The 11,092-nt window shown below is 42.2% G+C and carries 9 protein-coding genes; 5 read left to right on the top strand and 4 right to left on the bottom strand.

Annotated features, from left to right (window positions below):
* Positions 1-145: helix-turn-helix domain-containing protein (locus tag NJ959_RS01340; RefSeq protein WP_254009939.1), on the bottom strand; the 145-nt coding region annotated here is incomplete at its 3' end.
* A gap of 59 nt (positions 146-204) precedes the next feature.
* Between NJ959_RS01340 and NJ959_RS01335 the strand changes: the two genes are divergently transcribed.
* Positions 205-345: a hypothetical protein gene (locus tag NJ959_RS01335; protein WP_254009936.1), complete on the top strand. Its 141-nt coding sequence runs from the start codon at positions 205-207 to the stop codon at positions 343-345.
* Here NJ959_RS01335 and NJ959_RS01330 read toward each other — a convergent pair.
* From NJ959_RS01330 to NJ959_RS01320, 3 genes are all read right to left on the bottom strand, one after another.
* A complete protein-coding gene (locus NJ959_RS01330) occupies positions 322-492 on the bottom strand; it encodes a hypothetical protein (RefSeq protein ID WP_254009935.1) in 171 nt (56 codons plus the stop codon). The two genes, NJ959_RS01335 and NJ959_RS01330, sit on opposite strands and share 24 nt — an antisense overlap.
* 98 nt (positions 493-590) lie before the next feature.
* Positions 591-1,475 (bottom strand): hypothetical protein, encoded by an 885-nt coding sequence (locus NJ959_RS01325; protein ID WP_254009934.1) that lies wholly within the window; start codon positions 1,473-1,475, stop codon positions 591-593.
* A gap of 40 nt (positions 1,476-1,515) precedes the next feature.
* Positions 1,516-2,034, bottom strand: a complete 519-nt coding sequence (locus tag NJ959_RS01320; protein WP_254009938.1) for an adenine phosphoribosyltransferase — start codon at positions 2,032-2,034, stop codon at positions 1,516-1,518.
* Positions 2,035-2,343: 309 nt separating this feature from the next.
* Between NJ959_RS01320 and NJ959_RS01315 the strand changes: the two genes are divergently transcribed.
* The 4 genes from NJ959_RS01315 (at position 2,344) to NJ959_RS01295 (ending at position 11,084) form a co-directional block, all read left to right on the top strand.
* The gene (locus NJ959_RS01315) at positions 2,344-2,970 is read left to right on the top strand and encodes a DUF3038 domain-containing protein (RefSeq protein ID WP_254009933.1); all 627 of its coding nucleotides are present in this window, start codon (positions 2,344-2,346) and stop codon (positions 2,968-2,970) included.
* A gap of 133 nt (positions 2,971-3,103) precedes the next feature.
* Positions 3,104-4,507 carry a DUF4335 domain-containing protein gene (locus NJ959_RS01310; protein ID WP_254009932.1) on the top strand — a complete coding sequence of 468 codons (1,404 nt, stop codon included), beginning with the start codon at positions 3,104-3,106 and terminating at the stop codon, positions 4,505-4,507.
* 592 nt (positions 4,508-5,099) lie between these two features.
* Positions 5,100-6,965 carry a methyl-accepting chemotaxis protein gene (locus NJ959_RS01305; protein ID WP_254009931.1) on the top strand — a complete coding sequence of 622 codons (1,866 nt, stop codon included), beginning with the start codon at positions 5,100-5,102 and terminating at the stop codon, positions 6,963-6,965.
* Positions 6,966-6,977: 12 nt separating this feature from the next.
* Positions 6,978-11,084 carry a hybrid sensor histidine kinase/response regulator gene (locus tag NJ959_RS01295; RefSeq protein WP_309242531.1) on the top strand — a complete coding sequence of 1,369 codons (4,107 nt, stop codon included), beginning with the start codon at positions 6,978-6,980 and terminating at the stop codon, positions 11,082-11,084.
* Positions 11,085-11,092 lie beyond the last annotated feature (8 nt).

Raw genomic sequence — 11,092 nt, 5'->3', positions numbered from 1 at the left:
GTGAAATAGCAACGGTTTCACCCTCAGAAGTTGTCAAGAATTCCTTCAAACCCATGTATTGAGCGCAGAGCATCGACAACCATCTGTCAAGTTCTGCAATTTGGTGTTTTGTTGGGCGTAGTCGGTACTGGTAAGCTGTTCTCATTTCTTTCTTGACTCCTGGGTTTTATGTTAACATCAGTGTATTAGCAATGTCAATACATTATGAAAACCAAAAACCTTAATATCAGACTATCTGATAAACGCCTCAATAAGCTGAGGGTAATTGCAGCAGAAAGAGAAAAGACTATTACTCAGATGGTAGAGGAATGGATTGATCGGTTATCCTCTCCATCTATTGGCTGACTCCGTACCTACGTCAGCCACGCCTATCCATCCCGACACCAATCGGAGTACCGATATGGTGTATTGCTCTCCGGCGAATACAGCTAAACCATCCACAACATCCATCCACAACTCATCCGTTACATCCGTTATCAAATCCGCTGCCAAAATGCCTCGATCAAACCTGCTACCAAAAACTAAAGCTCATGTGAGATTACTGCGAGCTGCTTGCAGCAGCGCTAGGCTAACGCCAAGCAACGCTTACGCTATCGCAATTTTTGCCCTTCGTCTTGAGCCAGTTTGCTGTTATTCCGATAAAGGATAACCCGATCTTGAGCAACTTGATAACGAGGATGATCTGGTTTCACCTCACTCATCAAATCAGATGCTTTCTGCCATTTACCTGCCAAATCTAACCACTGAGCCGCAGTTTTTGCATCTTTACCATCTGCATTTGCTTGATTTGCTAGTCGCACCGCATCACCAAAGGGATCGGAAGATGGCGCGGAGGCAGTTGATACAGAGGTAGAAGACACCGGAGGTTTTGTGGGTGTGGGTGAAAACCCCGCTGTGGAATTTAAGGCTTGAGTTTTCAAGGAGCCATTCTGTTTTAAGCCAAAATAATCGTAAAGAAACCAACCCACCATCAGCAAAAGTACGGTCAAACTAACACCGCTAATAATACCGCGACGGAAACGACTATTTTCTCGCAATTGTCGGGGAGAAACAGTCGGAAGAGTGAATTTGTGCGATCGCTCTTTTGGCTGACTCTTAAATCCCTCTGTCAATTGCTGTAAAATGTTAGGCTTAGTTAGCTTAATTTCTTCAGACCAGAGTAGGTGTTGAGGATTACGGTTAATTTCTTCTAACCATAGTAACTGTTGCTCTTGCACAATTCTACTATTAATCCTGACTCGACTAATGTTACGTGGGGCAATACCTTCCAAAATTTGCCGAATTTGTTTTACCACGATTACCCGATCCAGTTGTTCTGCCAAAGCCCCCTCACATAACAGTTGCAGTACACCATCTGCAAAAATAGCACGGGTTCTAATCCGAGCATCTGCCAGTTGTTTATTTAATATTTCAATAATCGCCGCCACACTCCCCTGGCGAGCTTGGCTGGCGATATCATCTTTTGCTTCCTGCATTTTTCGTTAATTTATCGATTTCGGTAGCTATACCTGACTTTTAATACTCCACCAAAGTCAAAATGGGAACATCAGGGAGTTTCTGACGACCCCCCAAATCCTTTAGTTCGATAATAAAGCCAAAGCCGACAAGTTCGCTACCAGTCTGTTGGATTAGTTGTGCTGTCGCACCTGCTGTGCCACCTGTAGCAATTAAATCATCGACGATCAGAACCCGACTACCGGGATCAAAGGCATCTTGATGGATTTCTAAGCGATCCGTGCCATACTCTAAGTCGTATTCGATCGTATGAACTGCTCCTGGTAACTTACCCGGTTTCCGGACAGGGATAAAGCCAGCACCCAGTTGATATGCTAGTGGTGAACCGAAAATAAAGCCACGGGATTCCATTCCCACCACATAGTCAGGAGCTAGTCCTGCGTCTTTACACTTTTGAGTTAGTGTGTCTATCGTATAGCGTAGTCCCTCTGGGTTCCGTAGCAGGGAGGTGATATCCCGAAATAAAATGCCGGGTTTAGGGAAATCTGGAATATCGCGAATCAGAGATTTTAGATCCATTGGTAGATGAGATTGGTTGCCAGGAAAATCGTACACTAGAAATCTGAGATATGTTCTTTCTTTATGCCGACTGCTCCCTTGCCCCCTTGAATGTAGATAGTAAGTGCCTTATTTTTAGATCCCGGTACAAGTTATTCTGATTCCATCTACCCCCTACCTCCGCCCTCTAACCCCTGACTTCTTGTTCATACAGGCATGATGACGGCACAAATGCCAATATTGAGATGTCAGCTATTTTACAGGTTCCCAACTTGTATATGATTGCTTGTTTAGCAACTAGTTCACTGATAATTGTTATTGAAACGGGAAATGAATCTTTCTGTAAGCGTAATGCCGACAAACAGCTCCCCTGCCCAGTCAAAGCCTATGATTTTGGATAATTTACCAGATCCAGCAATATCAAAGTGGGAATGTCCGACACGTAGTCGGCAGCAGATAGACTTAATTCTACTTGCCATTGAAGCGCTGGAGTTGGGAGGCTCTGAAGCGATGCTAGTGATGGCAAAGCAGCTAGAACTGGAGGATATAATCAAAAATAGGGTTGTCCTTTGGCGTGTACGCTGTTCTAATCCCTTACGACGCTCTTACATACGCCGTCCCCTCTCAGTAGAGGAAGCTAAGGCATTAGTCTTGATTGCCAGTTATCTGGCACGAAGAATGACAGTTTTAATTAGGCAGCTACTACTGGCTTATCAACAAATGAGTGAGAAGCAAGTGCCCCTAGAACAACATTTTCGCTTATCTGAGTATCTAGAACGATTCCGGATACATTTTCGCAGTAGGATGAATCCGCGACGAGCCAAAGTTGCTTTTTATAGCACCGACGATAAGTTAAATGAATTGGCGCTGTCTCTTTTGAGTCAGCTACTCTTCTGTACGGGTACGTCGGGAATGGAGCGCTTTTGGATTAGCTTGTTTGATGGAGAAGTTCCGTAAACAACTCACCTCTGGCATCGGATTTATTCACAAAAAGGATGGTTACTGTTATGCAGCATAAACCCCGCCCACCAATTTCTATCCCCACTGGCAAACGTACAGGTATCGCGGGAGTCTCCACGGGGGAAGAGAGATGACGATTAGACGACAGTACAGTCTGCCTAACTGCACGCTGATTCTAGAGGGATTGATTGACCCCACCGCAACGGTTAATTCTGTCGATCCTCGCCCATTAATGACGATTATAGTTAATGCGGAATGTTATTTTGCGGGTTACAACCAACCTATTAGTGGCGGACGAGATTTTTTTGAAAGTTTAGTCTATTCTGCTAGTAGTTATGCTCAAGAATTCTTGAGTCAGGTGCATCACCCAAAAATGCACGGGGATAAACCTTCTTTGGTGCAGTTTCAGTCTCTCAAAGATCGGAATTTACACCGATTGAGGGTATTGGCGACTGCTGAGGCTGTTGCTAGTGGTTCCGGTATGTCGAGTGGTGGAATGGAGGAAGGGAAAGGCTTAGAGATCGATCTGACAACAGTACAGTTGTTTGATTTGGTGGAGGCAATTGACCAGTTTCTGGCGGATAGGCAAACTCTACCGGATTTGAGTATATCCTTACAACCAGTTTCCCGGCGCTACCGCAAAGCAGATCAACCTGTGGCACAACGATCTGCACCCGCTGCCCTGGGAATGGCAAGTTTGACAGTAGCCGCGATCGCATTATTCTTAGTACCAGTACCGGAAGTCCGCCCACCTCAACCGCAGCCCAATGCGACTCAAACTACTTCCTCAAATACAGAGACTCCTCCTGTGCCAAAAGCATCACCTCCTAATCCGGAGGAGTTGGAGAAGGTGCTAGCTTCAGCCCAAGATATTACCGATCCAACTGAGGTAGGTTATTTAAAACGCTATCTTTATCGAGAATTAGATCGACGTTGGCAAAATCGGAAAGAGGTGGAGGAAAATTTGGAGTATCAGGTGGGAGTCGGCAAAGATGGCAAAATTATTGGTTACAAGCATCTGAATGATGTTGCCCTCAAAGAGCAGAAAAAAACTCCCCTCCTCGATTTGCTCTACATCCCCACCCAAGGTGGTACTGCACCCAAAGAAGCCATTGCTCAATTCCGGGTAGTATTTACAAGAAAGGGTGTCCTGCAAATTAGTCCTTGGCGACTCATCAAAGGTGAACCAGGTTTGGGGGCAGAAATTACTGACAAAGCTGTTTTAGGGGATTTGAACGATCGCATTCACAAACAACTTAGTGAACTTTGGAAAGGAACGCCAAAAGCTCAACAACCTTTAAGATACCGGATTGGTGTCACCGAAGAGGGCGCGATCGCAGATTACGAGCCAATTAATCAACCTGCTTGGGATTATGTTCAGGAAACTCCTCTGGAGAAAGATAAATTGGTAAAGCCAGAAGCCGCTGGTATTGGTACGACGGGTGGGATAGTTCCCCAGAAACCCTTAGCTCAATTTCAGGTTGTATTTAGGCAAAATGGTGTTGTGGAAGTGAGTCCATTACGGGGGAGGTGATGGGGAGTTTTGAGTTTTGAGTTCGATTGCAACCGCAACAGCGGTGACTCCCCTGAGAAAATTGCCCACTTCTTCTCTTCCTTAGTGTCTTCGTGTCTTAGTGGTTAAATAATTCTATCAAAACTCAAAACTCAAACCCAATGTAATACAAAACAAGTTCATGTACTACATAAATCGAGAGCGTGAGAAGTTGGGATCGACAGCAAAATATTTTTTTTTCACGAAGTATAAAGAATTCGGAAAAATATCTGTAATTTATTGCTGATACGAGCTAAGTGAAATAACATATAGAGGAAAGATAATATTATCTCAGGACGAGCAGAAAAAGTCATTCATTCAAAAGTCACCCATTGAAATGCCTGCTGTGACTTGGTTCTGGCATTTTCGGATGTCTTAACCGCCCTGGCGACTGCTATATCTACTCTGATGGTAATAAGTTTTAATGTATAGAAAACCTGGGTGTATCTGAGTCATATTTTTCAAGGCAAAGGACGTAAATGTTTACGCAAATAAAGGCAGATGTTTTACGTTGTCAGTTGCGATCGTATATTGGTATGTATCTCCCAGACAAGCTAAAAATTACGGAAACTTTATGAATCGATTTAAACTTCAGCAGCAACTCTTATTTTTGCTATTTTTAAGTAGCATTGTCCCCGTTTCTGTGGTGGGAATTTATGGTATTGTTTCTTCCAGCAGTGCGTTAACGAGTTTGAGTGAAAACCAGCTACAAGAATCGGCGGTTAGTGAAGCAAACAGTATTGAATCATTTTTACAGGGGATTAATGAAGATGTTTTATTTCTAAGCAAAACTCCCGAGGTGCAAGGAATTGTTCGCGCCCAAGATGGCGGTGGTATTGATAAGGAAACCAACGCGAGTGCTGATGCTTTGGCGAAGCAGCTAGAAAGTCTATTGACGAGTATGATCCAGTCAAAGACTTATTATATGCAGTTGCGGTATTTGGATGAAAAAGGACAGGAAATTGTCCGGGTTGATTCCGATGGAAGTAATAAGCCTAAAGTTATCCCGAAAGCCGAGCTACAAAATAAGATCGATCGCCCCTATTTTTCTGATACAATGAAATTGCCTCTGGGGAATCTTTACACCTCACCCGTTAATCTAAACCAGGAAAAGGGTAAAATTGAAGAACCATTAAAACCTGTAATTCGCTACGCAACTCCAGTATATGATGGAGCCGGGAAACCGAGAGGAATTGTCATCGCTAATGTTTTTGCAAAGAAATTCATTAAATATATTGAAGATGGCAATAAGGACAAAAGAGAGGCATTTTTAGTTAATCAAGATGGCTACTATATCTCCCATCCGAAAGATTCAAAAGAATGGGGAGTCGATCTGAAGAAAGAAGAGAAATTGCAGAAAGATTATCCGGAAGCAGTAGCAAAGGAAATTCTCGGTGGGAATCGTGGCATAACTGATCAAGGAGGTAACTATACAATCGCCTATAGTAAAGTACCACTCGATCCGGAGTCCAAGCAATTTTTAGTCGCCATCAATCAAGTACCCAAGAGTGAATTTCTCAAGTCAGTTAATGGGTTTAAAATTGTCGCCACCTTAATTATTTTAGGCGCTTTGGGTACGGTATTACCGATCGGAATTTTCCGAGGAAGGCAACTCGTGCAATTGATTAAGGGATTGGTGAATGGTATCTCATCTGCTAGCCAACAAATTTTCTCGACTTTGGATGAACAAGAAAGAATCGCCAGTCAGCAGGCGGCTTCGGTGAGTGAAACCACGACTACTATGGATGAGTTGGAAGCCTCTTCTCGACAATCTTCTGAACAAGCTAAATCTGCTGTTACTGCTGCACAAGAAGCGCTAACACTAGCCCAGGGTGGTACAGAAGCGGTGGGAGAAACTCTGGAGGGGATGTTCACCTTAGAAAAGAAAGTGGGTGCAATCGCAGAACAAATTGTACTTCTTTCTGAGCAAGCTAATCAAATCGGTAGCATTTCTCAATTTGTGTCGGATGTGGCTAACAAAACTAATATGTTAGCTCTTAATTCATCCGTTGAAGCGGTGCGGGCTGGGGAACATGGGAAGGGTTTTTCAGTAGTGGCAAATGAAATTAGAAAATTAGCAGATCAAAGTCAAAGATCTGCGGAAAAAATTAATAATTTGGTAACAGAAATCCAAGGAGCAATTAATTCAACTGTCATGGTAACAGAGGAAGGAACAAAGACGGTTGCTGCTGGCGTTGAAACTGCGAAAAAAACCGATCGAGCCTTCTCTGGGGTAACTGATGCTGTGAATAAAGTGGTGGTGAATAATCAACAAATTTCACTCAATCTTAAGCAGCAAGTTAATGCAATTGAACAAGTTGTCCAAGCGATGGATAGTATTAATCAAGGTGCGAAGGAAACCTCTATTGGAATTAGTCAAACTAAGGTGGGAACTCAGCAGCTTAATGAAACAGCGCAGGAACTAGATCAGATTGTTTAGTTGTTGGTACAAATGATGATGATAGAAGATGAAGAGCTTAGAAATCTGTATAAACTATCCAGTGAAGAACACTTACAGCAACTGGAATCGGGTTTGCAGTATCTATTAACACACCCGGATGATAAAGGGATCTTGGACGATTTGCGGCGGGCAACTCACAGTCTGAAAGGGGATTCCAGAAGTGTTGGAGTTGAGCCTGTTGAAACTTTAGTTTATTGTATTGAAGATATTCTTAGTCACATTAAACGTCAAGAAATAGTTTTAACCCCAGAATTAAGCAATCGCCTTCATCAAGGATTGGATGCGATTAGTAAATTAGTTGCAGAAGCAGTGACGGGTGAAGCGAGTGGGGTGGATATTGCAATCGCGGCTACTTCTTTGATAGAAGGTGTTTTGGCAGAAACGGAACCCCAACCGAATTTCGTTCCAGAAAACGATCTTCCTGTAGTTACTGCACCAAATTTTATCGAAGATGAGGAGCTTCGAGAGATTTATAAGATGGCAACTCAGGAAAGGTTGCAGACAATAGAAAAAGGTTTGGGGTATCTTTTAATCCACCCAAACGATCTGACAATTTTAGATGAGTTACGGCGGGATGCTCATAGTATCAAAGGAGATTCTAGAAGTGCTGGAGTGGTAACAGTAGAAACTGTTGCTCGTTGTCTGGAAGAAATTATTTTAGATATCAGAGATAGACGAATAGTCTTTACGCCTCAATTGTGCGATCGCTTATATCAAGGATTGAATGGGATTAGTCAACTAGCAAATGAAGCGGTAACGGGTGAATTGAGTGGGGCAAACACTGATGAAATTGTTAGTAAATTATTAGTCGCTGTTCCCCAATCTATTGAAGGCGGTGGGGAAAATTTGAGGAATGAAAGCGGAGAATATATTCATGAGATAGTATTGAATACTGGACATAATGACAATATTTTAGTCACAAAAATCAGTGCAATTGATGATGAAGAACTGCAAAATCTCTATAAACTTTCTAGTGAAGAAAGGTTACAGACACTAGCTGAGGGGTTGAGAGATCTTCAAAACAATCCCAACGATCGCATTATTTTAGATCGGATGCGACGGGATGCCCACAGCCTCAAAGGAGACTCTAGAAGTGTTGGGGTAGAGTCTGTGGAAACAGTTGCTCATTGTTTGGAAGAGATTCTGTTGGATTTGCAAAATCAAAGGATCGTTTTTACTCCTCAATTGTGCGATTGCCTCTATCAAGGATTCGATGCTATTGGTAAGTTAGTTGCAGAAGCGGTAACAGGTGAACCCAGTGGCGTAGATACCAATGAAATTCTTAATCAATTATTATCAGAAACTGCCCAAATTAGCTCATTTAGCGTTAGCGATCCTTTGCTGGATGTCAAGGATTCAGAAACAGTAAATCAACAGAAAAACAGCAATTTATCTTTGACTATAAAAACCATTATTGAAGATGAAGAGCTGCGAGAAGTTTATAAAATTGCCAGTCAAGAACGCTTAGAGAAAATTGAATCAGGTTTAGAGCGTTTCCAATCCCATCCCGATGATATCGCTACAGTAGAACTTATGCGGCGACAAATTCACATTCTGAAAGGAGACTCAGCTAGTGTTGGGATAGAATCAGTCGAAACAGTTGCTCATTATGTAGAACAGATTTTTTTAAATATTCAAGAGAAACGGCAAGTTTTCAACTCAGAATTAGGCGAGCGCATTGTTTTAGGATTGGCGGCTCTTACTAAATTGGTTAAAGAAGCGGTAACGGGTGAATCTAGTGGAGTTAATATTGAAGATCTCCTTTACCAATTGACTGGAAAAATAGTACAACTACCTGGGCAAAATCAGGAAATAGCACCCACCTTTATTGAAGATCGAGAATTGCGAGAAGTTTATCGCATCACCAGTCAAGAAAGATTGCAGAGAATGGAAACAGATCTTCTCTATTTAGAACAACATCCACAGGAACGAGGAATTTTGGAACAATTGCTGCGGGAAGCCCACAGTCTTAAAGGCGATTCTCGCAGTGTTGGGATTGAACCAATTGAAACCATTGTCCATGAAGTGGAAGAGATTTTATCCCGTCTCAAACGCCAAGAAATGGTGTTACAACCACAATTAGGAGATCTCCTTTATCAATCATTGGATCTCGTTGGTAAGCTAGTTAAAGAAGCTGTAACAGGTGAACCCAGTCGAGTCGATCCGGGATTTATTTTAAATCAATTAATCGGATCGATTTCTGAATTCTCAATTGAAGAATCTGAATCTATCAAAAATGAGGTTATTTTACCATCTTCAGTCAAAGAAATAAATTCCGAGCTTCCCAGTGTAAATGAACCCTACACCATTGATACGATTCGCGTACCCACTCGCGATTTAGATGCTTTAGTGACACAAACCGACGAACTTACGGTGACTCGGATTGCGATTGGTTATACGACAGCGGCGATTGAGGAAATGGTAATTCTCTGGGAAGATTGGAAAGCCTTTCAGCGCAAAGTTAAATATTCCCATAAATTATCATCAGAGCCGTTAATAAATCCCTATGAAGAAAGGCTGGAAAAATTAATCGAATCACTGAAAATATCTACAGAGGAAAATCTATCTAGACTCAACGAAATTACAGGGGAATTGAACGAAAGAATTCGTGCCCTACGACTACTCCCTTTAGCCACTTTATTTCAAATATTCCCTCGGATGGTGCGGGATTTGGCTAAACAGCAAGGTAAGGAGGTTCAATTAATTGTTGAAGGAGGAGAAACCACTGCTGATAAACGGATTATCGAAGAAATTAAAGACTCATTAATGCACATGATTCGGAATGGAATCGATCATGGTATTGAGACAGTCGATGAGAGAGAAAGACTCGGTAAACCTCCCGTTGCTACTATTTGGTTGAGGGGATATCAAAAGGGTAATTCAATTATTATTGAAGTAGCCGATGATGGACGAGGATTGAATATCGAGAATATTAAGCAAACGGCGATTAAGCGTAAGCTTTACACACCTGAAGAATTGGGGGTGATGACAGAAAATCAAATTTACAACCTAATTTTTGCACCTGGTTTTTCCACCCGAAGTTTTATTACCGAAATTTCGGGCAGAGGGATTGGTTTGGATGTTGTCCGCACCAATGTTGAACGGCTTAAAGGTAATATCCAAATTGAATCAAATCTCGGTGAAGGATGTAGCTTCCGGATTGAAATTAGTACTAGTTTGGCTAGTCTCACGGTGCTACTTTTTGAAGTTCAAGGTATTGTCCATGCTATCCCTCTGGAATCTGTCAAAACTACCTTATTAGTTGGGCTAGATCAGATTGCGATCGCAGATGGTAAAGAAACTATTATCTGGGAGGATCGATCTGTTACTGTTTCCAGTTTAGTAGATTTGCTGGAACTTTCAAACTATCCTGCTAAATTAGATCCTAAATTCAGTACAAATCCTTTATTTAGTGGTAAAACAGCATCCGGAAGAGGCGGAATATCATTAACACCAGCATGGCAGGAACAACTAGAGAGCGATTTGCGATATTGTATTCTACTTCAGGTGGGAGATACAGTATCGGGATTCTTTGTGGATCGTCTTTTAGATACTCAAGAGGTGGTGTTAAAACCCCAAAGTCAGGTATTAAAAAAGGTGCGAAATGTCACGGGTGCAACCATTCTGCCGACAGGGGATGTTTGCACGATCTTAAGCGTCCCCGATTTAATCCGATCCCTGGAAAAGCGAACCATATCTGCTGTTGCCATTAAATCCAGGGAAATTGTTAAACAAAAGCCCGTTATTCTCTTGGTTGAAGACTCTATTTTTGTCCGCACCCAAGAGAAGCGGCTTTTAGAAAAAGCGGGATATGAAGTGGTAATAGCTGTAGATGGATTAGAAGGCTACAATAAATTAAAAACTCGTGATTTTGATGCCGTAGTATCGGATGTGGAAATGCCCCGCCTTGATGGATTTTCCCTCACAGCAACCATTCGCCAAAATCCAGATTATCACGATTTGCCAATTATTTTAGTCACGACACTGGATTCTGAGGCGGATCAGAAAAGGGGATCTGAAGCTGGTGCGAATGCCTACATCATCAAAAGTAAGTTCAATCAAGAATTTCTCTTAGAAACATTAGCAAAACTTGTTTAACAAACAAC

This window comes from Limnofasciculus baicalensis BBK-W-15, assembly GCF_024178385.1.
GTDB classification, from domain to species: domain Bacteria; phylum Cyanobacteriota; class Cyanobacteriia; order Cyanobacteriales; family Coleofasciculaceae; genus Limnofasciculus; species Limnofasciculus baicalensis.
The sequence above is the reverse complement of the archived record's forward strand: the minus strand, read 5'-3'. Positions and strand labels throughout refer to the sequence as shown.